The organism is Shewanella sp. 433 (assembly GCF_059338565.1).
On record NZ_CM181703.1, the window covers coordinates 1,042,899 to 1,068,983 of the forward strand.

Annotated in this window: 17 protein-coding genes; 12 read left to right on the top strand and 5 right to left on the bottom strand. The window is 48.8% G+C overall.

Annotated features, from left to right (window positions below):
* Positions 1–124 precede the first annotated feature (124 nt).
* Together ahpF and AC5YB1_RS04755 are read left to right on the top strand one after the other, a co-directional pair.
* The gene (ahpF, locus tag AC5YB1_RS04750) at positions 125–1,690 is read left to right on the top strand and encodes an alkyl hydroperoxide reductase subunit F (protein ID WP_494520917.1); all 1,566 of its coding nucleotides are present in this window, start codon (positions 125–127) and stop codon (positions 1,688–1,690) included.
* 92 nt (positions 1,691–1,782) lie between these two features.
* Positions 1,783–3,012, top strand: a complete 1,230-nt coding sequence (locus AC5YB1_RS04755; protein WP_475514844.1) for a membrane-associated sensor domain-containing protein — start codon at positions 1,783–1,785, stop codon at positions 3,010–3,012.
* Positions 3,013–3,043: 31 nt separating this feature from the next.
* On the opposite strand, the gene AC5YB1_RS04760 is transcribed toward AC5YB1_RS04755, so the two are convergent.
* From AC5YB1_RS04760 to AC5YB1_RS04770, 3 genes are all read right to left on the bottom strand, one after another.
* Positions 3,044–3,241 (bottom strand): cytoplasmic protein, encoded by a 198-nt coding sequence (locus AC5YB1_RS04760; protein WP_475514843.1) that lies wholly within the window; start codon positions 3,239–3,241, stop codon positions 3,044–3,046.
* Between the two features lie 242 nt (positions 3,242–3,483).
* Positions 3,484–4,896, bottom strand: coding sequence for a cytochrome C biosynthesis protein (locus AC5YB1_RS04765; RefSeq protein ID WP_475514842.1), 1,413 nt, complete (start codon positions 4,894–4,896; stop codon positions 3,484–3,486).
* Between the two features lie 195 nt (positions 4,897–5,091).
* On the bottom strand, positions 5,092–5,514 hold the full coding sequence (locus AC5YB1_RS04770) for a hypothetical protein (protein ID WP_494520918.1): 423 nt from the start codon (positions 5,512–5,514) through the stop codon (positions 5,092–5,094).
* Positions 5,515–5,859: 345 nt separating this feature from the next.
* Here AC5YB1_RS04770 and ohrR point away from each other — a divergent pair, with 345 nt between their 5' ends.
* The 4 genes from ohrR to AC5YB1_RS04790 all read left to right on the top strand — a co-directional run bounded on the left by ohrR (position 5,860) and on the right by AC5YB1_RS04790 (position 10,817).
* Positions 5,860–6,300, top strand: coding sequence for a transcriptional regulator OhrR (gene ohrR / locus AC5YB1_RS04775; protein ID WP_494520919.1), 441 nt, complete (start codon positions 5,860–5,862; stop codon positions 6,298–6,300).
* A 115-nt stretch (positions 6,301–6,415) separates the two neighbouring features.
* A complete protein-coding gene (locus AC5YB1_RS04780; protein ID WP_494520920.1) occupies positions 6,416–7,582 on the top strand; it encodes a glycerol-3-phosphate dehydrogenase/oxidase in 1,167 nt (388 codons plus the stop codon).
* 96 nt (positions 7,583–7,678) lie between these two features.
* Positions 7,679–8,854, top strand: a complete 1,176-nt coding sequence (rlmC, locus tag AC5YB1_RS04785) for a 23S rRNA (uracil(747)-C(5))-methyltransferase RlmC (protein ID WP_494520921.1) — start codon at positions 7,679–7,681, stop codon at positions 8,852–8,854.
* A gap of 298 nt (positions 8,855–9,152) precedes the next feature.
* Positions 9,153–10,817, top strand: a complete 1,665-nt coding sequence (locus AC5YB1_RS04790) for a methyl-accepting chemotaxis protein (RefSeq protein WP_494520922.1) — start codon at positions 9,153–9,155, stop codon at positions 10,815–10,817.
* A gap of 170 nt (positions 10,818–10,987) precedes the next feature.
* Here the strand turns inward: AC5YB1_RS04790 and fdhF are convergent, their stop codons facing one another.
* Entirely contained in the window at positions 10,988–15,214 is a 4,227-nt protein-coding gene (gene fdhF / locus AC5YB1_RS04795) for a formate dehydrogenase subunit alpha (RefSeq protein WP_494520923.1), read from the bottom strand.
* 544 nt (positions 15,215–15,758) lie between these two features.
* On the opposite strand from fdhF, the gene prfB reads away from it, so the two are divergent.
* From prfB to AC5YB1_RS04810, 3 genes are all read left to right on the top strand, one after another.
* Positions 15,759–16,857, top strand: a protein-coding gene (gene prfB / locus AC5YB1_RS04800; protein ID WP_475514834.1) for a peptide chain release factor 2 whose coding sequence is annotated in 2 segments (ribosomal slippage) — positions 15,759–15,833 and positions 15,835–16,857 — 1,098 coding nt in all. Because the reading frame shifts where the segments join, the coding sequence is not laid out codon by codon here.
* Positions 16,858–16,869: 12 nt separating this feature from the next.
* On the top strand, positions 16,870–18,372 hold the full coding sequence (gene lysS, locus AC5YB1_RS04805; RefSeq protein ID WP_110457241.1) for a lysine--tRNA ligase: 1,503 nt from the start codon (positions 16,870–16,872) through the stop codon (positions 18,370–18,372).
* Between the two features lie 545 nt (positions 18,373–18,917).
* The gene (locus tag AC5YB1_RS04810; RefSeq protein WP_494520924.1) at positions 18,918–21,425 is read left to right on the top strand and encodes a putative bifunctional diguanylate cyclase/phosphodiesterase; all 2,508 of its coding nucleotides are present in this window, start codon (positions 18,918–18,920) and stop codon (positions 21,423–21,425) included.
* Between the two features lie 54 nt (positions 21,426–21,479).
* Here AC5YB1_RS04810 and AC5YB1_RS04815 read toward each other — a convergent pair whose 3' ends face one another.
* The gene (locus tag AC5YB1_RS04815; protein WP_494520925.1) at positions 21,480–22,115 is read right to left on the bottom strand and encodes a pseudouridine synthase; all 636 of its coding nucleotides are present in this window, start codon (positions 22,113–22,115) and stop codon (positions 21,480–21,482) included.
* A gap of 340 nt (positions 22,116–22,455) precedes the next feature.
* Here AC5YB1_RS04815 and nagB point away from each other — a divergent pair, with 340 nt between their 5' ends.
* From nagB to AC5YB1_RS04830, 3 genes are all read left to right on the top strand, one after another.
* Complete coding sequence (nagB, locus tag AC5YB1_RS04820) at positions 22,456–23,250, top strand: glucosamine-6-phosphate deaminase (protein WP_494520926.1); 795 nt, start codon at positions 22,456–22,458, stop codon at positions 23,248–23,250.
* Between the two features lie 369 nt (positions 23,251–23,619).
* Positions 23,620–25,533 (top strand): peptidase U32 family protein, encoded by a 1,914-nt coding sequence (locus tag AC5YB1_RS04825; RefSeq protein ID WP_494520927.1) that lies wholly within the window; start codon positions 23,620–23,622, stop codon positions 25,531–25,533.
* Between the two features lie 41 nt (positions 25,534–25,574).
* Entirely contained in the window at positions 25,575–25,949 is a 375-nt protein-coding gene (locus tag AC5YB1_RS04830) for a PH domain-containing protein (protein WP_475514829.1), read from the top strand.
* The last annotated feature ends 136 nt before the right edge of the window (positions 25,950–26,085 follow it).

The following is a 26,085-nucleotide window of genomic DNA, read 5'->3' on the forward strand; positions in this document are numbered from 1 at the left end:
CTAAGCTCATCACTTAGCCCCATTATCTAAATGCCGGCTCAGGTTCCCCCTGCAATGCCTGAGCTGGCACTTTATCGCTATTTTTCCTTACTCATTTTTGAGTCGCCTATATTTAGGAGCTTTTATGTTAGATGCGAATGTAAAAAATCAGCTGACTACTTACCTGCAAAACCTCAAGCGCCCAGTTGAACTTGTCGTATCAGCAGATAACAGTCCTAAAGCGTTAGAATTAAAGTCGTTAGCAGCCGATATTGCTGACGCTTCAAGCTTAGTGTCATTGACCGAGTCCGCGGGTGAACGCACCCCGTCAATGACAGTAACCAACAACGAAAGCCATAGCCGTATCAGCTTTGCTGGTTTGCCAATGGGCCATGAATTTACCTCATTGGTGTTAGCTTTGCTGCACACCGGTGGGCACCCGATTAAACTCGATGCGGAACTAATAGAGCAGATCCGTGCACTTCCCGGCGAGTATCGGTTTGAAACCTATGTATCGTTAAGCTGCCAAACCTGCCCAGAAGTGGTGCAGGCACTGAATATGATGGCGGCCATTAACCCCAATATTAGTAATGTGATGATCGACGGCTCACTATTCCAAGAAGAAGTGAATCAACGCAACATCATGGCGGTGCCCTCTGTTTACCTCAACGGTGAGCCTTTCTCTGTGGGCGGTATTAGTGTGGTTGAGATCCTAAATAAGCTAGACGTCAATGCCGCTGGCCGTAAGGCTGAGCAGTTAAATCAGAAACAAGCGTTTGATGTGTTGGTTGTGGGCGGCGGCCCCGCGGGTGCATCGGCGGCCATATATGCAGCCAGAAAGGGGTTGCGTACCGGAATCGTCGCCGACAAGTTTGGTGGTCAAGTCGCCGAAACTGTGGGCATTGAAAACTTTATCTCAGTGAAAGCCACCGAAGGGCCAAAGCTGGTGGCTAACCTTGAAGCCCATGTGCACGAATATGATGTTGATATCATGGATAATCAGCGTGCATTGAGCCTTAAATCTGGCGAGCTATTTGAACTCGAGTTGGAAAGCGGCGCAGTGCTGCGCAGCAAAACGGTCTTAATCGCGACTGGTGCCCGCTGGCGCGAGATGAATGTCCCTGGTGAGCAAGAATACCGTGGTAAAGGGGTCGCGTACTGCCCACATTGCGATGGCCCATTGTTTAAAGGCAAACGGGTTGCTGTAATTGGTGGCGGTAACTCAGGTATTGAGGCGGCAATCGATTTAGCCAATATCGTTGAACATGTCACGGTATTGGAGTTTGATAGCAAGCTTAGAGCCGATGATGTGCTGCAACGCAAGGCCGCGTCTATGGGCAATATTGATATTATTACTCAGGCAATGACCACAGAGGTGACTGGCGATGGTCAACGTGTTAACGGCCTTAATTATACCGACAGAGCCACAGGCGAGAGCCACCATATCGCCTTGGCGGGAATATTTGTGCAGATAGGTTTAGTGCCGAATGCCGAATGGTTAAGAGGCACTCTCGAGCTGACTAACCGTGGTGAGATCATTGTCGATGCGAAAGGGGAAACCTCGCTTGCGGGTGTATTCGCCGCAGGTGATGTGACCAATTCGGCCTACAAGCAGATCATCATTGCCATGGGCAGCGGAGCCACCGCTTCATTAGGCGCTTTTGATTATCTGATCCGTCATAGTGAAGAGAGCAGCGTCCAAGCTGCGTAATGTTAGCCTAATACCTTGATAAAACAGCCAGCTTAGCTGGCTGTTTTTGTATCTGCTTATATACTGATTTAACAAGAAGATTTTATTGGGGAATGATCGGGTTACTCACCCTCACGCCTATGGCAACGCAAATTATTCACTTTGAACAACAACATGAGCTGGAAAGCCTACGTTATATGCTCGCTAGCATTAAGTGGGCTTCACTACTGTCATTGTTTCTAATCGTGGCCATCTCTTTCAGTGCTTATATCAGAGCCATGTCGGCTGCACGCTTTGATCTTTTTTCGCTAATGGTATTGCCTGTCATACTGGTATCGCTGTTAGGGCTGGCTATGAAGGTGCTAATCAAGCGAGAAGCGGTAACTCTGCGCATGGTGATGGGCTTCTTTTTGTTGCTAGAAGCGGCATGGTTGTATCTGATCATCAGTTTGTTTTTACAAACAGAGCCCTTGACGGGAATGACAAAATATTCAGTATTAGCAGGGGATGAAGCCTTAGTCGATATTTTGGTGGTGACCTTTGCCATCGCCCTGTTTCCAAAGCGTAACTGGATGCTAGCTTTTATTATTCCTTTGATGTTGATGGGGTTGACTATTCGCCTAACGGGTCTGCCCGACAGTCCAGTGTTTGCCTTTACTAAGTTCGGCTGTTTTTTTGTGATCATTTTTACCGGCCGTAAGGTGTTGGCTCAATGGTTTGATATGGCTATTTTACGCGATGTGGAAAAACAGATGTTGGTGAAGCAGTTTCAGCGTATGGCCTTGATTGATGTATTAACTAATTTAAGCAATCGGCGCCATTTTGACCAAGTTTTACATCAAGAGATAAGAGCATCGACACGTAACGGTCGTCCGCTGAGTTTGATACTATTGGATGTGGATTATTTTAAGCGCCTTAATGACAGTCAAGGCCATCTGGCTGGAGATCTCTGCTTGGTACAGCTGGCGGCTATCTTGTCGGAAATTGCCCATCGCCCACGCGACTTGGCGACCCGTTACGGTGGCGAAGAGTTTGCCCTTATCTTACCTGAAACCGATTTAAAGGGCGCAGAGGTCATCGCCCAGAAGTTAAAATCAGTTATCGAACATACGCGAATTCCACATGCAGATTCCGACATCGCGCCTTATGTCACAGTATCGCAAGGGGTGTGTCAGTGGCAGGAGGGGGTCGATGCCGACGCCTTTATGTGTAGCGCCGACAAATTACTTTACGAGGCTAAAAAAGCGGGGCGCAATACCTTTAAGGTTGGCATGGCGATACCCTCCACTAGTCATAATATGGCTTCTTTGCATAATATTAGTGATGTAAAAAAGCCTACTTAGCGTAGGCTTTTTTATTAGTGTTAAATGTAACTTATGCCGTGGTATTGATATTGTGGCCAATGTTGCCCACAGGTGCGGCGCTTGGGGCGGGCATCGCGGCATTGATCAATTGCAATGCAATTTCTCCTTCAGCCTGTTGTTGCTCCTTAGCAAGCTGAGCCACTTTTACGCCAACACTGCCATTGCTCATGTTGGGTTGAAGATTACTGGTGCCAATCGTTACTGCCATAAGGACTACCTTAAATTGATTGCTGTTTGATGTTAATGCTAGCTCAATATATAAGCTAAGCTTTCGCATCATTAACGCTAAGCGGTGTTAAACTGGGCAGCACTGTGTAGCCCCCATTTAACTTAACTAACGTATTATCGGCCAACTTCTTTGCAACTTTAATGCGCTTTGTGTGAGGTAAGCTTGGTGATGCACCTTGGCATCACCATACCACTTCTCTACACGCCATACATCAGGCTAGGCTAGGCTTGGCGCGCTATCAATTTACGGCTTAAGGTGATAACCAAGGTTAAGCCAATAGAGGCTGCAATTAAGGCGATGGCTAACGTAACATTTTGCAATGCCGTAGGATCGACCGCTAAGGTGCCGCCCAGTCCAATCATCATGATGCCCGACATTAGCTTGAGAGTTTGCCCCTCTTTCTCGGTTAACTTGCGTTTACCTAAGGTGGCACTAAAGGCGATAACAATGATGGCCAGCGGGATCACATAAACAATATTGTAAAAGGCCAGATACAGGTAACGATCAAATGCGGGGAGTTCATGCATCGACAGTACACTGGTGTAAATCATCGGAAAACCAGCGGTGCAAAGCAGCTCGTAGGCGTTGGCTAAAATGGCGAGTACCACAGTGCCCGCTATCATCGCCGCCATGCTACTGGCGCTGGTGAGTTTACCCATGCGCTTAATCAGTCCGGTGCGGTTTTCTGCCGACATCGACAACGTCACCTCTCCTTTGGTAAAGAAGTAGTCTTTGATATTGATAACGCCCGCGACTAAGGCCATCAATCCGGCGCCTAATATAATCCAGCCACCATCACTGCCCGCACCGAGCAGTTCGAAAATATTGAGCCATGCAATCATAAATAGGAAGTAAATAAAGCCGGAGAAAAAGACAAAAATACCGCCCACAATCAACATTCTACTACGGCTTTTAGCGTTAACCATGATGGATAATAGGAATAACAGTACGAAAAAGGCGCAGGGGTTAAATGCGTCGACTCCTGCCAATACCACTGTCAGTACCGGCAGCGACAGGGTTTCAGGGGCGATAACGCCAATGAGAGGTAGCTCTACCGGTTGCACTTGGCTTACTGGGGCGGTATTAGCTGTGTCACCGAGGCCTAAATCGCAGGTGCCGGCTTGTTCACTTTCGCTACAGGTACCAAAGAGGGGCGAGGCATCGCTAGTGTTGGCTGTGGCCGAAGGGATTGGGTGCTCGTCATCGCTGACTTGACCTCCTAAGGCGCGGTAACAGGCTTTAAGATTTTGTACAATATACTGACCGGTAACGGCTTCGCTGCTATAGCCCACGGTGGCTTTGTCACAGGCGGCAATATAGGGCACCGAGCGGGCTGGCACTTGGGTCTTTTGGGCTATCTGTTGCCATTTTTCCATGGTGCCATCGGCCGTAATCATATGCGACTCTAGCTCTATCCAAGGATATTGTTGTGGCAGTGAATCGATAAAAGGGTGAGCCTCGGCGCAATGCGGGCAGGTTTTAGACCAGAAAAAGTATAGCTTGACCTTTAATTGCCCTTGGTCATCGACATAGTGCCAGGTGGGATCCGTGTGAGCGCCAGTATCGACGGCTTGACTGGACAAGGGGGTGAGACTCAATAGAAATAATAAGCTTAAAATGACAATTCTTAACATGTTCCCTCCTCGGGAAGCGCTCGCCTACTCAAGATCACGGTGGCAAGGATGACAACCTTGTTATCAATAGTTTACTGCGCAGCCAAAGGGAGATTAAGTTTATCTGTCATATTTGCAATGCAAATCGTGAAATACCTTGTAAGTGTTAACTGGGGCAGATTTTACTGCTGTAATTATCGGGGGGATGGCGCATGTTTATCGGTTTGCACCAGTCGTGGTTGCGATCGCTTCTGGATGAGCGTCTTGGCACCAATGTAAACTCAAGGTGCGGCTATCATCGTTACTGGCCGTGAGAATGCGAGTCATAATAGGCGCCTGATAATCGGATTTGGTAAGGTAGTCTTTTACCCGCGCAATACGGTGATACGCTAACCAGCGGTCATATTGACGCAGCTTTTTATCGGTTTGGCCTTTATAGATAGGAAACTCGAGTAATAAGTAGCCGTTTCCCACTTGGGTGTCTGCAGAGAGTTGCTGCAGTTGCTTGGCTGGCTGTTTGCCAAAATATGAGCTGTTGAGTTCAAACTGAATATCAAATAAATCCACTTCATTTAGGCAGTGGGCTGATGCATTACCTATCGATAGTAACGATAGCAGAGCGAGAATTTGCTGCTTCATCGTGAACACCTCCAATGTGTTGTTGTATCAATCTGTTTTAGCCGCCAGGGGCTGAGCTGGGTTGACTGAGGCATAACACCGCAGGCAAGGCTCGCTATCGGTATGTTGGTCAATAACAAGGATGGGTAATTTAGGGGGAAAGTGACGGTAAATCAATCACATTGGTTAATAAAATACGTTTTTAGTGAAAATAACTGAGTAATTACGCTAATCGAGTGTTTTATTGCTTGGTTCTTATCGCCGACCTAAGCATCGCTTAGTGATCTTTTTGTCATTGTCAGTTGGATGAAGATTGCAGTAGACTGATTAAAAGTTGTGTGCAATTGAATACTGGAAGCGCCCTAAATGAGCCAAGATAACCGCCATAATCCACTGATATTAGAAAACCAGATCTGTTTTTCTTTATATAGTGCCACCAATGCCATGATTAGGGCTTATCGCCCTTTGCTAGAGGCGTTAGATCTTACCTATTTGCAATATTTAGCCATGATGGTGCTGTGGCAACATCAGGGGATCAGCGTTAAAACCTTAGGTAAAAAGTTACATCTCGACTCTGGCACCTTAACGCCCTTATTAAAGCGTCTCGAAACAAAAGGGCTGGTGACCCGGGGGCGCAGTGAAACCGATGAGCGCGTCAGAGTATTACATCTTACCGACAAAGGCTTGCAGCTTGAAACGCAAGCTCAGCAAGTGCCCATGCAAATGCGCTGTAAGTTAGGCGGCGAAGATGTCGAATTTGCCCAGTTAAAACAGCTGTGCGATAAAGCCTACGCCTATTTAAGCTGATGTAGGGGTAAGCGCGCGGCGGTTGTGGTATTCGCCAGTGGATGGCGCACCGGTGTTAGGTTTGAGCTGATTTAAACTTGTGATGATTTTCGAGTGTTTAAGGGGAGAGAGTGCTATGGACGCTGTCGATTTAATCGTCATTGGCGCCGGAATAACAGGGGTGGGTATCGCGCAGCGAGCACAAGCGGCGGGTTATCGCGTTACCGTGCTTGAAAAATACGGTGTTGGCGAGCAAACCTCATCCAATTCCAGTAAGCTTATTCATGGTGGCCTACGCTACCTAGAAAGCGGCCAACTGGGCTTGGTGCGAGAGTCGTTAGCCCAGCGTAAAGCGCTGTTATCCTTAGCCCCCACCTTAGTCAAACCTGTGCCTTTTTATATCCCCGTCTACCAAGATAGCCAGCGCGGGCCATTGGCTATACGCGCAGGCCTCAGCCTTTATGCCTTGCTCAGTGAGTTTGACCCGTTAGGGCAATTTAAGTCGCTGGAGGCAAAAGAGTGGAGCTCACTTGGTATTACCCTAAAAGGGCTTAGGGCCGTGTTTCGTTATTGGGACGCGCAAACCGACGATTTGGCGCTGACCCGCGCAGTTGCCGCCAGTGCCGAGCAACTTGGCGCGAGCATTATCACCCAGGCGCAGATAGAGCAGATCAGCCATGACGGCGACGGCTGCGTGGTCAATTACCGTCACAACCACGGGGCTACGAGTCTGCACGCGCGCTGCGTGATTAATGCCACAGGGCCCTGGGTCAACGATACCTTAGATCTTGTCACTCCCAAGGTGGATAAACTGGCTATCGAGCTGGTGCAGGGCAGTCATTTGGTGCTCGATATTGCCGCGCCAGCTGGCATTTTGTATCTCGAGTCTATTTACGATAAGCGGGTAGTATTTGTGATGCCTTGGCATGGTAAAACCATGATAGGCACCACTGAAACGACGATTGCGACGCCGCAAGATGCCAAGGTCACGGTTGCAGAAACGCAATATTTACTGGGAATTTATCGTCATTACTTTCCCCATATGGCGAGTGATGCACTCGAGAGCAAGGTCGTTGGCCACTATTGCGGTGTACGAGTCTTGCCGAAACCGACGGGCACAGCGTTCGATACCCCTAGAGACACCATTATGGATGCGCAGCCGAGTCATCCACACTTGTTGACCATTTATGGGGGGAAGCTCACCACCTTTAGGCATACCTCCGCCGATGCGATGCTATGGCTGCGTGAGCAAATAGGTGTCAGACCGATAAAAGCCGATGTTGATCATTTGCCCTTAGGTTAAATGGAGTGTCATCACGGATTTAGGTATTGAGCCTTGATTTAGCGGGGTAGAAAGATCCTTGCTCAACAGGTGATTCTTTAGCTGAAAGACGCTAAAATGGGCCGCCTTTTCTATTTATCTCAGAGCCTATCACCCGTGAAGTGTGCCCATTTCGATGCTAATCAGTGTTTATCTTGTCGTCATATTCAGACGTCTTTAGCCGAGCAGTTAACGGTTAAATCGGCAGTATTACGCCAGTTGCTGCAGGGATTACCGGTGCAAGAGTGGCTGGCCCCGGTGTTTGGGCCTGAAAGTGGATTTCGTAACAAGGCCAAAATGGTGGTGCTGGGCGCTGCTCATCAGCCCATTTTAGGCATAGTGAGCCCCAGTGGCGAGCCCGTCAGTCTGTGTGATTGCCAGCTCTACCCTGATGATATGCAGCAGCTACTGCACCGCTTACAGCTTTTTGTGCGCCAAGCAGGTATCCCACCTTATCGGGTTGATAAACAAAAAGGCGAATTGAAGTTTATTTTGCTCACCCGCAGCCAAGTTCGCGGTGAATATATGCTCAGGTTTGTGTTGCGATCCACCGACGCCATTGCTCGTATCGAGCGCGAACTGCCTGCATTATTATCCGAATATCCACAAATTAAGGTGGTGTCGGTTAACTTGCAGCCAGTACATATGGCGATTCTTGAAGGCGAAACAGAAATGTTCCTCACCGAGGCGACCCGTTTAGAAGAACGTTTTAATGATGTGCCATTGTCTATTCGGCCTAAGAGCTTTTTTCAGACCCATCCCATCGTGGCCGAAAAGCTGTATCAAACCGCTCGCGAGTGGACAGCTGAACTTGCGCCGCAATCGATTTGGGATCTGTTTTGCGGTGTGGGCGGCTTTGGCTTGCACTGCGCCTCTGGCGAGATAGCGTTAACGGGTATCGAAATCGAGCCCGAGGCGATTGTATGTGCCAAACAGTCAGCAGCGGCGATGGGGTTAGATAACGTACAATTTACCGCCCTCGATTCGACCGAGTTTGCCAGTGGTAAGCAGGCTCAAGATAAGCCCGACCTGATTATTGTTAACCCTCCTAGACGCGGCATAGGTCAATCTCTGTGCCATTCCTTAAGTGAATTCGCCCCAAAAGCGATACTCTACTCCAGCTGTAACCCGCATACCTTAGCCAGCGACCTACGCCAAATCAAAGGCTACCACATCACCAAAGTTCAACTTTTTGATATGTTTCCCCATACCGATCACTTCGAAGTGTTAACCATGCTTGTTAGGGATAGCTAGTACTATTGCTGCGCTTGCTAATAAATGTGGTTTGACCTGGTTTGTTTTGTCTCATTCGTCTCAGTAGTATTTCATTTTTGCTGCTAGACTGTCGTACTTTAGTTATACCCATCGATTTTACTGCAGGAGAACATGTGAGATTTTGAGTTTTCTTTAAATAAAAAATAGATCAGTGTCGCTGCTCTGTTTTTACGCAGCACATACAACATTGGCTATAGTTAACCTTCATAGTCAATCAAATAGATGAATAATTTGTATCTTTACCTGTTTATTAACCTTCCCCCTATGGAATATAAAAATGTGGCAGCTCAAAATGAAAAATAAGCTACTGGTGTTTGCTTTATTGCCGTTAATCATCAGCTTTTTGTTGCTGGTGGCGATCACCTACATATTAGAATCGAATGCCCTTGAAGAAAACATGAACACCTTTCAAGACTCCCTCTATAGTGAGCGTAAAAGTCTATTGGAGGAAGAGGTGGAAATCGGCGTTGAGATTGTTAAATATCAGCTAAGTCTCGGCGATAAAGGCGATGTCAGCTCGGCGTTGCGTAATGTTCGGTTTGGCAGCGCTGGCTATTTCTATATCTATGACTTTAGCGGTAAGGCCATATTTCATGCAGTCGTTCCCGCTCTTGAGGGCACTAACCAGATTGGCATGACCGACCCTAACGGTAAAAAAATTGTGGTAGGCCTTGTTGATGCCGCGCGTAACGCCGATGGTCATTTTGAGTATGAATATGCCAAACCGGGTACCAGCCAAATTATTCCTAAACTAAGCTATAACGCAGTAGTCCCAGGTACTAATTGGGTGATAGGGACTGGGGCTTATGCCGATGATCTCGATGTGGTCATCGCAGACTATCGCGCATTGATGACGCAAAATATGCAGAGCAAGGCGATGACGATTGTTGTTATCGTCTTAGTGCTCATTGGTATCACGACCGTGGTGATGCTGTTTGCGGCGCAGCGCATGGTTAATCCGATTCACAATATGGTGCGCAACCTTGAAGATATCGCCAAAGGCGAGGGCGATCTGACCAAGCGGCTTGAGGTTCATGGTCAAGATGAAATCGCCATGTTAGGACGCTCCTTCAACCAGTTTGTCGAAAAGCTGCAGGGTATTATCCAACAGGTTGCGCAGGCAACCCATGCGGTTAAAGGCGGTGCTGACAACATTTTAGCTCAAACGCATACCATGTCACAGCAGTTGCAAAGCCACAATAATGAGACGGATCAGGTTGTCACCGCGATCACCGAAATGTCGGCGACCGCATCTGAAGTGGCGATGAGCACAACTCAGGTCGCCGAGGCGACACAAGCCGCGACTCAAGATGTGGGTAATGCCCAGCAGTGTGTCGATACTTCACTGAGCGAAGTGTCGTCATTAATGGCCGAAATCGATACTGCCGCCACGCACATCACCTCACTTAATGAGCAATCACAAAAGATTAATAGTGTTCTGAGTGTGATTGGCGGTATTGCCGAGCAGACCAATCTATTGGCGCTTAATGCGGCGATTGAGGCAGCAAGAGCGGGTGAGCAGGGACGAGGCTTTGCCGTGGTTGCCGATGAAGTACGCAGTCTAGCCAGTCGCACTCAAGCGAGTACTTTAGAGATCAACGAAATGCTATCAGAGCTGCATAATTTAGTTTCGTTGGCTGTTAACAGCATGGAGTCAAGCCAGCAAGGCTGTCATCGCGCTGTTAGCTCATCGCGGGCGATTTCCGACAGCTTAGGCGCCGTTACCTCTGCGGTTACTACCATCAATGATATGAGCACCCAAATTGCCACTGCGGCCACCGAGCAAAGCTCAGTAACCGAAGAGATTAACCGTAACGTGTTTGCTATCCAAGATATTGTCAACGAGCTGCTCCAGTCGAGCAATAGCGCCTCGGAGACTAGCCAAGAGTTGGCTAATGAAGGGCGTAACTTGGATACATTAGTGGGGCAGTTTCGGGTGTAATTCCTATTCGTGTCGGTTTGGGGGTCATAAGTTTGCCCCATGCCAAATATGGTTTACTGACAGCGCAATCATAAAAGGCCCCCCATAAATGGGTGGCCTTTTTGCTGTTATTTATAGCGTCTTGAACATTGCGCCAATGTGAATCGGTGCTCGCTTGTGGCTAAGCCTCATCAATCCAAGGCTAACTCAGCCGCCACCTTTTCTACCTTAACCGCGCAGATCTTAAACTCGGGGATTTTAGCCACAGGGTCTAACACATTATTGGTCAGTTTGTTGGCCGCCGCCTCGGCAAAGTGAAACGGTAAAAATAACACTCCCGCTTGCGCCCGCTTAGTGACGAAGGCGGCAATACGAATACTGCCACGTCGAGTCGATAGCATCAGCATGTCGCCGTTGGCTATCTGGAGCCTATCGGCATCGAAGGCGGAGATCATCACCTTAGGGCTGCCGAGTTCATTGAGTCCGGCTGTTTTACGGGTCAAGGTGCCGGTATGAAACTGCTCGAGCAAGCGCCCAGTCGAGAGAATAAAAGGATAGGTGTCACAGGGCATTTCGGCGGGTAAGCGATAGCTAACCGGCTTCATAGCAGCCCTACCTCGGGTAAATTGTTCTGTGTGTAAAATCGGCGTACCTGGATGACCTTCGCTCGGACAAGGCCACTGAATGCCGTGGCGGCCAGCATGGCCGTTAACCGCGGTATCTTGCCAACGCATGCCGCGATACTGCGGCGTAACTTGGGTTATCTCATGCCAAACTTGGCGCTCATCTTGATAATGCCAGTGGGCGCCAAGTTGATTGGCGATAGTCTGCACTATCTGCCAGTCTAGGCGTGCTTGCCCAGGCGGGTTCACCGCCGCTTGCAGTTGCTGAACTCGGCGCTCGGTATTGGTAAAGTGGCCTTGTTTTTCGGCGAAACTCGCCGCTGGCAGTACCACATCGGCAAGTTGAGCGGTTTCGGTCATAAAAATATCTTGCACCACTAGCAACTCGGCAGCGGCCAGCCCTTGTAATACATGGGCTTGATCTGGATCGCTCAGTACTGGGTTTTCCCCCATCACATACAGGGCCTTGAGCTCGCCATGTGCCAGCGCATGCATCATCTCAGTCGCGGCGATACCGACAGTGCTTGGCAACTGTGGCTGTTGCCACGCCTGTGTAAAGAGTTGCTGCACCTTGGGATCATCGACCCTTTGATAGCCAGTAATATAGTTGGGCAGCGCGCCCATATCGCAGGCGCCTTGCACATTGCTCTGTCCGCGCAGGGGATTGATCCCCGCGCCCGCCATGCCTATGTTGCCGCACAATAGCTGTAAATTGGCGATGGCGGTGACGTTATCATGGCCCGATGTGTGCTGGGTCACGCCCATGGCGTAATAGAGGGCGGTTTTGCTCGCCGTACCTATCATCTTAGCCAGTTGCTGTATTTCGGCTGCACTGACGCCAGTGATCCGTGCTGCATTTTCAAGGCTATAGTCTGGCTTCATTACCTCTGCTTGCAGAGCGTCAAAGCCATCGACCCGTTGGTCGATATAGTCGCTGTCGTGCCAATTGTGGGTGATTATCTGCTGCATCAGGGCATTTAATAGCATGACATCGGTGCCGGGGCGATGGCAAAGATAGAGCTGAGCGTGATCGGCTATGCTGACCCGTTTGGGGTCGATAACCACAAGACGTGCGCCATGCTGTTGTATGGCCTGCTTAATTTTTGAAGCGATGATGGGATGGGCCGATTCGGTGTCTGAGCCCAAAATCACAATCAGATCGGACTCTTTAATGGAGGCGATATCGTTGGTCATTGCGCCGCTACCCAGCGAGTCTTGCAAGGCGGTTACCGTTGAGGCATGGCACAGGCGGGCACAGTGATCGATATTATTGGTGCCAATCACGCTTCTAAACAACTTTTGAAACAGGTAGTTGTCTTCGTTAGTCGCTTTAGCGGACGCAAGCCCTGCTATGGCATCGCTGCCGTGTTGGGTTTTTATCTGCTGAAGCTTATCGGCAATAAAGCCGATGGCCTCCTCCCAGCTCACCTCGACCAAAACGCCCGCCTTGCGCAGTAGTGGGTTGGTTAGGCGCTCAGGGCTGTTAACAAAATCGAAGCCAAATCGCCCTTTCACGCAGAGCATACCCTCATTAACAGGAGAGCTAGTGTCACCGCTGACCCCGGTGATGGTATTGCTTTGCGGGTCGGTATGCAGGGTGATGCGACACCCTATGCCGCAATAGGTACAAACCGTTGAGGTTTGTGAGTGGGCAAGGTGGCGCCCTTGGCGTTTGTCGCGTGCATCTGTGAGTGCGCCGGTGGGGCATACTGAAACACAATTGCCGCACTGCACGCAATCGCTGTCGGCCATGCTGACACTAAAGCCAGCTCTGGGGGCTTGGCGCAACGGGGCTTGGCTGCCTTGGGGCATAGCCAGATAACTGTCAGGCTCAAAGCTGATGGCGTGATGTCCCGCTTGCTGGTGACACATGGCCACACAGGCGCCGCAACTGATGCAGCGATTAGGATCGAAATGAATAAAGGGGCTGCTGCTATCGGGGATAAAAGCGCGGGGCTCATTGCCAAGGTCTTGGCTGCTGATACGATACTCGCTGGCATAGTCTCTTAGGCGACAATCGGTATTGGCTTGGCAACCACATTCGAGGCAGCGAGCCGCTTCGGCCATGGCGGCGTCATTGCTAAAGCCCAATTCAATCTCTGCAAAGTTATCTGCTCTGTCACTTAAGGCGAGCTCAGGCATTTGGGCTTTATTTTGCTGTAACTGCTGCGGAAAGTGGCGCCAGTCTAATGCCGTTTTGCTGCGTTTTTGTGAGTTAAAGGCTTCGGGAGTAAGCTCGCAGGCGAGCTCGCCATCCAGCAGTTTTTGAATAGCCATCGCGGCTTTTTTACCGTCGGCAACTGCGGCCACGGCCGTTGCAGGGCCAGTGCGTGAGTCGCCGAGTACAAATAATTTATCGATACCTGCCGACATGGTGTGCTCGCAACCTGAGAAGGTATTCCAGCGAGTTAAGGCCACTTCGCCCACGCTCAGTTGACTCTGTGGGTGTTGTAAAAAAGCCATATCAGGGGTTTGCGAAACGGCGGGGATCACGGTATCGAACGTTTCAGTAAAGGTTTCACCCGTGGCTTTAGGTGAGCGTCGGCCAGAGGCATCGGCGTCGCCTAGAGCCATTTTCTCAAAGGTCACGGCATTGACGCGCCCTTGGCTATCGCCATGGTTTTCAATGGGGTTAGTGAGAAAATAGAAGCGCACACCTTCATGTTCGGCCTCGGCTATCTCATAGGCTTCTGCGGGCATCTCATCGCGAGTACGGCGATACACTAAAGTGACATCGGCGCCTTCACGCAGTGCGGTACGGGCGCAGTCGATAGCGGTGTTGCCACCACCAATGACCGCCACTTTTTGTCCTGTGGTGTAGCGCTTATCGGTGCAATGATCTTTAAGGTAATCGACCCCAAGATAACAGCCATCCAGTTCGCTGCCTGGGTAGTGCATCGGCACCGCTTTTTGCGCGCCAATGGCCAGGCAAACGCCATCAAATGTGGCGAGTAAATCATTGAGGTGGATCTCATGGCCTAAGCGGGTATTGGTTTGAATTTTCATGCCATTTTGACACAGCAAGGCTATCTCTTGATCCAGTATGGCTTTGGGCAGGCGGTATTCGGGAATACCGTATCTTAGCCAGCCGCCCGCCTTGGGCATAGCTTCAAAGAGGGTGACATCATGGCCGGCGTTGGACAGATAAAAGCCGGCACTGATCCCTGCTGGACCACTGCCGACGATGGCGACCTTTTTGCCCGTTGGTGCTAATCTGCTGGGCACATAGCTGTCGCCTTGCAGGTCAATATCGGCGGCGTGGCGTTTAAGTTGTCGAATGGCCAGCGGCTCGTCTAACTCACCTCGGCGGCAAGCGGATTCACAAAATGCGGGGCAGACACGGCCAATGGACAATGGCAGTGGCAAGGTATCTTTAATGATTTTTACCGCTTGGCGATGATTGCCCTGAGCGATATGCAGTAAGTAAGACTGTACATCCACGCCCGCAGGACAGGCTTGCTGGCAGGGTGCTTGGCAGTCGGCATAATGATCGCTCAGTAGCTGTTTCAGTGAGGCTTGGCGTATTTTACTCAGGGCGGCGGAGTGAGTGATGACCTTGAGGTTGTGGCTCACTTTTGTGTCGCAGGCTTTGACGGTTGCACTATTGCCGTGCGCGTCGAGCGTTTCGACATAACACAGGTCACAACTTTGTTGCTTCAAGGCATGCTCATCACTGAGGCCAGCGCCTTGATAACATAAATGGGGAATGGCAATGCCCGCATTGAGGGCACAGCTCAATAAGGTTTCATCTACAGAGGCGTGAGCGGTTTTACCGTCGAAACTGAGCGTTATCATATAGGGACCTTTTTTAGAATCGTTGACTATGCTCGGCAGTGCGTCGTGAGATGAATGCCATGTGTCAGCGCGTTTTTGAGAATAAGGTTTTGCTTGAGTATACCCAGAGGGATTTTGTCGACAGGTCTTAGAAGTGACTATTTATGCTAGTTCTGCCAGTGAGATCGCAATTGCTTTTAAGAGTGTGCTCTGATGCCGTTTGTATTAAAACTTGATGTGACATAGTTGGCAAAGTGAGCAGCTTTGCTAGGTTGGATCACTGTTTGCCCTATGGTTTGTTTAGGCGTTTAGGCTATACCATCAGCCTAGTTTTAGTCGTGGTTGTTCAGGGAGCAGTCGTCGCCCTGTTACTTGGTCTATCGGTCAGCAGATAGGCGTTAAGCAAAAGTGCCACAGAGTGTAGCGCTGCATTTTGGGGCTAATGCCATTTAGGGATTAAATAAGCGCAAATCTATCGGATTCGCCCCTAGGCTAACGCGGGTGATTCAGTTAAAATAGCGGGTTTTCTATCCGTGTATAAATCCGACTAAAAGTTGATTAAATCATGTTTGAAGTAAATCCAGTAAAATTCAAAATCAAGGAACTCGCTGACCGTACCGACCTTCTTCGGAGGTATCTTTGACTACGATGCTAAGCGTGAGCGTCTAGAAGAAGTCAGTCGAGAGCTTGAGAGCTCTGAAGTATGGAACGATCCTGAGAATGCCCAAGCCTTAGGTAAAGAGCGCGCCTCCCTAGAAGCGGTCGTCAAAACGATCGACGATATGGACAGTGGCTTAGAAGATATCGAAGGTTTGGTTGAGTTGGCCGTTGAAGAGAATGATGAAGAGACCTTCAACGATGCAACCACGGAATTACAACAACTTGAGAAACGGTTAGAAGAGCTTGAGTTCCGCCGCATGTTCTCTGGTCCAAACGATGCGTCAAATTGTTACTTGGATATTCAATCGGGCTCAGGCGGCACCGAGGCTCAAGATTGGGCCAATATGGTGCTGCGCATGTATTTGCGTTGGGGCGAAGCTAAGGGCTATAAGCCTGAGCTGATTGAAGTGACCGATGGCGATGTCGCCGGCATTAAGGGCGCCACCATTAAATTTACCGGTGAATACGCCTTTGGCTCACTGCGCACCGAAACGGGCGTACACCGTTTAGTGCGTAAGTCGCCATTCGATTCGTCGGGTAAGCGTCACACCTCATTCTGCTCGGTGTTTGTGTACCCAGAAATTGATGATTCTATTGAAATTGACATCAATCCGTCGGACTTGCGTATCGACACCTACCGCGCCTCGGGTGCGGGTGGTCAGCACGTTAACAAGACCGAGTCGGCGATTCGTATTACCCACTTGCCCACCAATACCGTGGTGCAATGTCAAAATGATCGCTCGCAACATAAAAACCGTGATGCGGCGATGAAACAGTTAAAAGCAAAACTGTATGAGCTAGAGATGCTTAAGCAGAATGCCGATAAACAAGCCGCCGAAGATGCTAAATCGGATATCGGCTGGGGTAGCCAGATCCGCTCTTACGTGCTCGATGATGCACGTATTAAAGATCTGCGTACCGGTGTAGAAAATCGAAATACTCAGAGCGTCCTCGATGGCGATCTGGATAAGTTTATTGAAGCTAGCCTTAAATCTGGCCTTTAACGAGAGAAGAAGATGACTGAACAAACCCAAGACGAAAACAAGTTAATTGCAGAGCGCCGTGCCAAGTTAGAGCACATCCGCGCAACTTGCCCTGCTAACGGTCACCCAAATAACTTCGATCGTAAACATAAAGCGGCAGATATTCAGGCCGAATATGGTCACTATAGCAAAGAAGAGCTTGAGGGCATGAATGTGCAGCGCTCGATTGCTGGGCGTATCATGGCCAAGCGTGGTCCATTCTTGGTGATCCAAGATGTCAGCGGTCGCATTCAGGCTTACGCCGGTAAAGATGTCCAAAAAGAGCTGAAAGCTAAGTATCAAGGGCTGGATATCGGCGACATTATCGGTGTCACGGGCCAGTTGCACCTGTCGGGTAAAGGCGATCTGTATGTCAATATGGAGCAGTACCAACTGCTGACTAAGGCACTGCGTCCACTACCTGAGAAGTTTCATGGTCTGACAGACCAAGAAACGCGTTACCGTCAACGTTATGTTGACCTTATCGTTAACGAAGACTCTCGTAATGCCTTTATCATGCGCTCGAAAGTGGTTACCGCTATTCGTAACTTCATGGTGAAAAAAGAGTTTATGGAAGTTGAAACCCCAATGATGCACAGCATCCCTGGTGGTGCGTCGGCGCGTCCATTTGTGACTCATCATAATGCGCTCGATATCGAAATGTATTTGCGTATCGCACCAGAACTTTACCTTAAGCGTTTAGTGGTCGGTGGCTTTGAGCGAGTGTTCGAAATCAACCGTAACTTCCGTAACGAAGGTCTGTCGCCACGTCATAACCCAGAATTCACCATGATGGAATTCTATATGGCGTATGCCGATTATAACGATCTGATGGATCTGACCGAAGAGATGTTGAGCTCGATTGCGGTTGAACTTTGTGGTTCAGCTAAACTGCCTTACGGTGAGCACACTGTTGACTTTGGTGGCCCTTACGAGCGCCTTAGCATGCTAGATGCGATTAAAAAGTACAATCCAGACAACGCCACTATTCAGTCGATGACCTATGAAGAGGTCAAAGATCTTGAGTTTATGCGTAACCTCGCTAAGAGCCTAGGCATGACGATTGAGAAGTTCTGGACTTGTGGTCAACTACTGGAAGAAATTTTCGGTGAAACCGCAGAGCCTAAGCTGATGCAACCGACCTTTATTACCGGTTACCCAGCGGATATCTCACCACTGGCGCGTCGTAACGATGACAATCATTTCATCACCGATCGTTTTGAATTCTTCATCGGTGGCCGCGAAGTGGCTAATGGCTTCTCTGAGCTTAATGATGCCGAAGATCAGGACAGCCGTTTTAAGGCTCAGGTTGACGCTAAAGATGCTGGCGATGATGAAGCCATGTTCTATGACGCAGATTACATCACTGCGCTAGAGCACGGTTTGCCACCAACGGCAGGTCAAGGTATTGGTATCGACCGTTTGGTGATGCTGTTTACCAACACACACACGATTCGTGATGTGATCTTATTCCCAGCGATGCGCCCTCAAGGCTAATTGCAAGGTACAGATAAAACCAGCCGCTTGGCTGGTTTTTTTTCGACTAATATTCACTTTAACCGACACAGAAAATCCGCGCTTGGCGGCTGTAATACCTGAGTATGAAGTAGCTATTTAAGGCTTAAGGCGAACACCGCCAAGGTCGCTTTGCTTTAAGGTATTTTAGTCGGTAATGTTTAAGTTAATACTAATAATGCGTGTGCTGCTATTGAGACAAACCGAGGCGCATTTTATGATGTGCTTAACTCATGAACTTGATATAAAGTCTTATTTTAGTTGTGCTAGGTAGTGTAAAATGTGTTGATTATGATTATTTTGGTTTTATTGTCTTATTAATCAAACCGTTGTTTTTAAATTGTATAAAATAATATTGACCGTCGATGGCGCCAACAAGTCCCATGTTATGTTAACAGTATGATCGTAAATGGTTGGATCACACAGTTAACATTTTGCGCAAGCATCTTGGTTTTAGTCGGTCAACATAGCAGCCTAACAGGTGATTTGATTGCACATCTGTGTGGATGACATAAAGGATAGTTGCAGTGATTGATATAACAGTGTCAGATACGCAGTTAGCGCAGTGGCAATTAACGATTGAGACCTTGTGCTCGTCATGTGGTGGTGATTTTTTTCTTTTTTACCTTAATTCAGCGGCTCAGCTGCAGTTATTACTGCAATCTAGCAGCAGCGACACTGTCGACCTGTTACCTGTGCAGGCGGCGGCCGATCAAAGCCTAGCCCAGTTGTTTACCACTTCGGTTGATGCTGATTATTCATCGCCTATCGTCATCGATGGTATACAAGTGCTGCCGCTTTTTTGGCCATCTAAAGCCCTTTATGGTGGCTTATTTTGGCAACCAGCGAAAGCCGATGCCATAGGGCTTTCCTCAGGCGTAAAGTCTAAATGCTCTAGGTTATTGCCGTTAGGTCGTGACAGTATCGAGTTGAGTTTACTTAAGTGCTATCAGGCACATCAGCAACCTATGCGGGGGAGGGCAACGCCCGCAGCAGCTGAATCGATAGATTTACAGTTGTTTATCGACAGTATTAAAGATCATATCTGGATGAAAGATGGCGATGGGCGCTACATTTTAGTGAACCATGGGGCTGAACTCTCCTTCAATAAAAGCCGCGAGCAGATCCTCTACCATACCGACGATGAACTGTTTGAGCCTCGTCTGGCTAAACGGTTTATTGCAGCAGACAATGAATCGATTTTACGGGGTATACAAGTCACGGTCGATGAGTGTTTAGCTCGTGACCATGACAAGCAACAGAGTTGGCTTGAGACGACAAAAATGCCAGTGGTGAGCGCCGAAGGTGAGTTAAAAGGGGTGATCGGTATTTCACGTAATATCTCGTCACATAAGGCGGCGCAAGAGCAGTTAGAGATGGCTGCCAGTGTGTTTGCAAATTCGGTAGAAGGGGTGGTGATCACCGATCCCGATGGCAATATCGTCGAGGTTCACGGCGCTTTTACCGATATCACAGGTTATCGACGCGACGAGGTTATCGGTAAAAACCCCCGCCTGTTTAACTCTGGTCGACATGATAAAGCCTTTTTTGCTCAATTATGGGACTCACTGTTATCCGAGGGATGTTGGCACGGCGAAATTTGGAACCGCCGCAAGAGTGGCGCTATTTTCCCTGAGCAATTAAGCATTAGTTCAATGTGCGATGATGATAATAATATTCGTTATTTTGTCGCGGTGTTTTCTGATATTTCGGCTAAAAAGCAAAGTGAAAATGAGTTAGCGCGCTTGGTTTATCACGATCCCTTAACTCAGATGCCTAACCGTATCACCTTGTCGGCGCAGCTCGAACAAGAGGTGCGTCATGCCAAGCGTGAGCAGAGTCAATTAGCGTTAATCTTTATCGATGTTGATCTGTTTAAACATATTAATGACAGTTTTGGCCACATTGCCGGCGACAGTATTTTGGTTGAGTTGGCTAAGCGACTCTCTTACAAATTGGCCGAACAAGGTACCTTGGCACGTGTGGGCAGTGACGAGTTTGTGGTGTTATTACCCCATATCGATAGCCAAGACGCCGTGTCCCTTATGGTCAGTCGTTTACGGGAAGTGTTTGATCTGCCTTATGCCTTACCCAATGATGAGACCGTTAGATTAACGGCGAGCATGGGGATCGCGCAGTATCCAGAAGATGGCCTAAGCTCAGATACTTTGCTGCGCAATGCCGACACCGCCATGCACAGAGCTAAGCTCAATGGGCGTAACAACTATGCTTTTTACACCCAAGCGCTGACCTTAGCCTCAGTTGAACACCTCAAGCTGCAAAATGCCCTGCACGATGCGCTGGCAAATGAAGCGTTTCAATTGGTTTACCAGCCAAAGTTGAGTTTTAATGGCTTACACTTAGTGGGTTTTGAAGCCTTGCTACGCTGGCATGACCCCCTGTTAGGGGCAATATCGCCGGCGGTCTTTATTCCGGTGGCCGAAAAAATTGGTCTTATCTATGATATTGGCTTATGGGTGTTAAAAACGGCGGCCTCCCAAGGGGTGAAATGGTTAGCACAGGGGCAGGATTTTGGTCGTATCGCAGTTAACGTCGCGGGCCCGCAATTACAACAAGCCAGCTTCTTTGATGATGTAAAACGGATCCTCGAGCAGACAGGGCTCCCGGCGCACTATGTCGAGCTGGAGGTGACCGAAAGCTGCATGATGTCAGATCCAAAGGCTGTGATTGAGGTGCTTAAAAAGTTAGGCGATTTAGGCATTGAACTGTCGGTTGACGATTTTGGCACGGGTTACTCATCGCTTAATTATCTGAAAAGGCTCCCTATACATAAGCTGAAGATCGATCAATCTTTTGTGCATGATATCCCGCATGACGCCAACAATACCGCAATCGCTAAGGCGATCATTGCTCTTGGCGATGCGCTCAACTTAACCGTTATTGCCGAAGGAGTTGAAACTCAAGAGCAGGCGGAATTTTTGTCTAAAGCTGGGTGCCATGAGGCGCAAGGCTACCTATACAGTAAACCTTTGCCTGCCAGTGAACTCGACCGTTTTTTGATGTTGGCACCTTAATGTTGTTTGGCTAACAGCAGGTGGCTCCAAGCTTTCCACGCTTTGGCTTTGCTGTTAGCTTTCACTCAGTTGTGAGCCTAATCGACCAAGGACTCGCACTTCACCGACTTGCATGTCGCCCAGATAAATTGAACCAATACGTACTCGCACCAGACGTAAGGTGGGAAATCCCACAGCGGCGGTCATTTTTCGGATTTGGCGATTCTTGCCTTCGGTCAAGGTGATGGACAACCAGCGGGTTGGCCCATGGCGCGGATCGCGAATTTTTTTGCCTCGCTCTGGTAACGCCGGCGGCGTATCGAGCAGCTTAACCTTGCAGGGCAGAGTCTGATATTGCTCACCTTTAATACCTATGCTGACCCCTTGGCATAACTCAGCAACAGCCTTGGCATTTATCTCGCCATCTACCTGAACGTAATACTCTTTTTCAATCTGTTTACTGCGCACCAAGTGGCTAGTCATGCCGTCGGTGGTGAGTAGCAGCAAGCCTTCTGAGTCGTGATCTAACCGACCAATAGCCATGATCCCGTCGGGAAAATCGGCTAACTCCCCGAGAAGTTTTTTGCTTTTGCGCCGCTCGGGTACAAATTGGCTCAGGTAGCCATAAGGTTTGAAAATTTTAAAGTCTTGCGCTGATGCAAAATCGGCGGTATCGCTTGCCGATATGCTGGGATAGTGAGGCTTGGACATAAATAACCTGTATAAGAAAGCTGAGCTTATATAACCCAAATTAAGATTATATAGCTAACATTTACAACATATTAGCGGATTAATATCGTCCTAATGATGACGACGTTATTAAGTCATCCTGAGGTGCTAGAGGCGCTGTTTGATGGACGGAGACGATGATACTCGTTCTGTAAGGGGATTACTAATGACAACGCTGTCATTGTTAGTTATAGTCATGTTATCAAAAGGTGGTGGTTGATGTTGCGCGCGAAGGCTGACTAACTGGTTTTTTGGGGGTAGTGGTAGGCGTGACGAGTCAGTCATTTTTACAGGTCAAGTTTGGTTTAGGCGAGTCGAGATTATGCAAATTGTGATTTTAAACAGCAGTGACGATGTCGCGTCATATGGCGCCAATATTTTTATTCAGCAACTGCGACGCAAGCCAAGCTCTGTGTTGGGTTTGGCTACGGGCTCGACGCCGCTGGCCTTATACCATCTATTGATTGGTGCTAATCAAGCTGGCGATGTCTCGTTTGCCCAGGCGACCAGCTTTAACTTAGATGAGTATTTAGGCCTCGATGGTCAGCATAAACAAAGCTATCGCTACTTTATGGATCAGCAGTTGTTTGATCATATCGATATCGATAAGCAGCGTACCTTTGTGCCGCCGGGTGATGCTAGCGATCCGATTGAGGCCTGCGAGCGCTATGAATGCCAAATAGCCCAAGCGGGTGGCATCGATATCCAGCTGCTCGGCATAGGGCGTAATGGTCATATCGGCTTTAATGAGCCGTCATCGGGCTTAATGTCGCGCACGCGAGTGAAAACCCTCACCAAGGCGACGATTGAAGATAATGCCCGATTTTTCTCAGCCGATGAATATCAGCCCCATCTGTCGATCACCATGGGGATAGGCACCATATTAGACGCGAAAAAAGTATTGTTGCTTGCGACGGGCGCCAATAAAGCTGCGGCGATTAAGGCGACGGTAGAGGGCGCGCTGAGTGCATCGTGTCCGGCTTCGGCCCTGCAACTGCACCGTAATGCCATGTTAGTGCTCGATGAAGCGGCGGCCTCTCAATTGGACGATTGTGATTTCTATAAACATATTGAAGCGGAAAATCAAAAACTACAGGTAAGATTAGCCAAGGGCTAACAGACTCTGGGCTGCAGGGTTAAGGTCTCTTTGGGGTTATTTAAGCTTCCAGCACTCCTTTAACTTAATGGTATTCATCATCTTTAAGGTGCCGGGTCTACAGCTTGCGCACTTTTTATCGGCTATCAGCGTGTTATTGCCCATCAGCGGTTAAGACTGACGGCCGCAAGGTCACTCACATTGAAGCCCTTTTTTCCTTTGACAGATAAGCTCTAACGGCTTGTTACTAGGGTACTGGGCATCTGCGGCTTGAGCGGACAGTGCAAAAAACGCCTAAAATCGACTACGCTTGACCGTGCTATGTTAGCCGTGTCTGTTATAATCGCGGCCTAATTTTTATGAAGCTGCTACCTGATTGAGTAACGCCCCATGGATAAGCCTGAGATTTTTACCCCCGATAGCTCGTCACCTGCGTCAGTTGTGACCCGCTCAAACCGCCTAGAGTTATTGGCCCCCGCCAAAAATGCTGACTTTGGTATTGAAGCCATTCGCCATGGTGCCGATGCGGTGTATATCGGTGGCCCAGCCTTTGGGGCGCGTGCAACCGCGGGTAATAGCGTCGAAGATATTGCCCGTTTGTGCCAGTTTGCTCACCAATATCATGCGCAGGTGTTTGTCGCCATCAATACCATCTTGATGGATGATGAGCTAAAAGCGGCCGAAAAGCTGATATGGCAGGTGTATGAAGCCGGCGCCGATGCGCTTATCGTGCAAGATATGGGCATATTGCAGCTCGACATTCCGCCTATCGCCCTGCATGCCAGCACGCAAATGGATAACCGTAATCCAGAGAAAGTGGCGTTTCTTGAGCAGGTGGGGTTTTCGCAGGTGGTGTTAGCGCGAGAACTAGGATTAAGCCAAATCCGCGAGGTGGCCGCCAATACCAATATGCAGCTGGAATTTTTTATTCACGGCGCCTTATGCGTGGCTTATAGCGGCCTGTGTAATTTAAGTCATGCCTTTAGTAATCGCAGCGCTAACCGAGGCGAATGTTCTCAGATGTGTCGTTTGCCTGGCGATCTTAAGACCCGTCAAGGTGAGGTGCTGGCACAAAATGAACACCTATTGTCTTTAAAAGATAATAACCAAACCGATAATTTAGAAGCGCTTATCGATGCCGGTATTCGCTCATTTAAAATCGAAGGGCGCTTAAAAGACTTAAGTTACGTTAAAAACGTTACCGCCCATTATCGCCAAGAACTCGATAAAATTATCGCGCGTCGTCCCGAGTTTGTTGCCTCAAGCCATGGCCGCTGTGAACATAGCTTTACCCCTAATACCGAAAAAACCTTTAACCGTGGCAGAACCGACTACTTTGTTAATGACCGCAGCCAAGGGGTGAGTGATTTCCGTTCGCCTAAATATATTGGTGAAGAGGTCGGTAGCGTGGTGGCGCTGGGTAAAGACTATATCCAAGTGCGCTCGACCCATGGTTTTAATAATGGTGACGGCCTGTGTTATTTCCCGCCCAATTATGAAAAAGCCAAACAGTCAGACGATAAACTACAAGGGCTGCGAGTCAATCGCGCCGACGGCGATAAACTGTATGTGATTGCCGTACCGGGTGACCTTAAAATGGGCGCAACCTTATATCGAAACCATGATCAAGCGTTCGAAACGCTGCTGGCTAAAGAGTCGTCTAAGCGCATTATTAACGTCGATATGACGTTAGCCGACACCCATGATGGCGTAGCCTTAACCATGACGGATCAATATGGTATTAGCGCCAGTGTAACATTGCCCATGGATAAGACGCCGGCTAGCGATCACGATAAGGCGCTGCAAAATGTGCGTAAACAGCTATCAAAGCTCGGCAGCACCGACTTTAATGCACGTCAAATCACTATCGACACCGCCAGCCCTTGGTTTATGCCAGCCTCGGTATTAAATGGTCTGCGCCGTGACACGGTGGTCGCCCTTGAGCAGGCTCGTATCGACGGTTATCAGCGTCCTAAAGCGTGGAAATATAACCAAGATGCGGTTTACCCAGTAAAACACTTAAGCTTTATGGGCAATGTGGCTAATGAGCAAGCCAAGGCGTTTTATACCCGTCACGGGGTGATTGAGATTGAAGACACCTACGAGAAAAATGGTATCAGCGATGATGCGCCCTTGATGGTGACTAAACACTGCTTACGCTTTAACTTTAACCTTTGCCCCAAAGAGGTGCCTGGCATTAAGGCCGACCCTATGATTTTGGAGATCGGCAAGGATGTGCTAAAACTGGTATTTGACTGCCCTAAGTGTGAAATGATGGTGGTCGGTGCCAATCGGCAAGTATAGGCGTCTCTAAGCGCCACATTCACTGACTTAAGGAAAAGATCATGGGACTGTTAGATGCGCTAATGGGCAATGCTTCAGAGGTTGATTTACAGGAGTTGGCGGCCGAGCTAGGCCCCATTATGGGCGACAATGAGCAGCTGGCTTTGGCCTATCGCGTGGTGCGCGATATGTTTGTATTTACCAATAAGCGCCTCATTTTGATAGATAAACAAGGGGTAACGGGGAAAAAGGTCAGTTATCACTCTGTGCCTTATAAGGCCATTACTCACTTTCAAGTGGAAACTGCCGGAACCTTTGATATGGACGCCGAATTAAAGCTGTGGATCTCAGGGCAAAAAGAGCCGCTGGTTAAAGAGCTAAAAAAAGGCACCGATGTGGTAGGGATACAAAAGACCATAGCGAACTTTTCGCTCTAGTGTGACCGCGCGCCTCTAGTGAGTGCGCTCCACTAAAACGCCTAAGGCATTGATATGCTTTAGGCGTTTTTTTCTACGCCATGGCGCGGCAGCGATTATCTTTTTTTAAGGCTTAAGGCTTAAGGCTTAAGTCTTC

Excerpts from the sequence above, each read along its gene's own strand:
- ahpF (WP_494520917.1), top strand. The coding sequence starts at position 125 with ATGTTAGATGCGAATGTAAAAAATCAGCTGACTACTTACCTGCAAAAC.
- AC5YB1_RS04755 (WP_475514844.1), top strand. The coding sequence starts at position 1,783 with ATGATCGGGTTACTCACCCTCACGCCTATGGCAACGCAAATTATTCAC.
- AC5YB1_RS04760 (WP_475514843.1), bottom strand. The coding sequence starts at position 3,241 with ATGGCAGTAACGATTGGCACCAGTAATCTTCAACCCAACATGAGCAAT.
- AC5YB1_RS04765 (WP_475514842.1), bottom strand. The coding sequence starts at position 4,896 with ATGTTAAGAATTGTCATTTTAAGCTTATTATTTCTATTGAGTCTCACC.
- AC5YB1_RS04770 (WP_494520918.1), bottom strand. The coding sequence starts at position 5,514 with ATGAAGCAGCAAATTCTCGCTCTGCTATCGTTACTATCGATAGGTAAT.
- ohrR (WP_494520919.1), top strand. The coding sequence starts at position 5,860 with ATGAGCCAAGATAACCGCCATAATCCACTGATATTAGAAAACCAGATC.
- AC5YB1_RS04780 (WP_494520920.1), top strand. The coding sequence starts at position 6,416 with ATGGACGCTGTCGATTTAATCGTCATTGGCGCCGGAATAACAGGGGTG.
- rlmC (WP_494520921.1), top strand. The coding sequence starts at position 7,679 with ATGGGCCGCCTTTTCTATTTATCTCAGAGCCTATCACCCGTGAAGTGT.
- AC5YB1_RS04790 (WP_494520922.1), top strand. The coding sequence starts at position 9,153 with ATGTGGCAGCTCAAAATGAAAAATAAGCTACTGGTGTTTGCTTTATTG.
- fdhF (WP_494520923.1), bottom strand. The coding sequence starts at position 15,214 with ATGATAACGCTCAGTTTCGACGGTAAAACCGCTCACGCCTCTGTAGAT.
- lysS (WP_110457241.1), top strand. The coding sequence starts at position 16,870 with ATGACTGAACAAACCCAAGACGAAAACAAGTTAATTGCAGAGCGCCGT.
- AC5YB1_RS04815 (WP_494520925.1), bottom strand. The coding sequence starts at position 22,115 with ATGTCCAAGCCTCACTATCCCAGCATATCGGCAAGCGATACCGCCGAT.
- nagB (WP_494520926.1), top strand. The coding sequence starts at position 22,456 with ATGCAAATTGTGATTTTAAACAGCAGTGACGATGTCGCGTCATATGGC.
- AC5YB1_RS04825 (WP_494520927.1), top strand. The coding sequence starts at position 23,620 with ATGGATAAGCCTGAGATTTTTACCCCCGATAGCTCGTCACCTGCGTCA.
- AC5YB1_RS04830 (WP_475514829.1), top strand. The coding sequence starts at position 25,575 with ATGGGACTGTTAGATGCGCTAATGGGCAATGCTTCAGAGGTTGATTTA.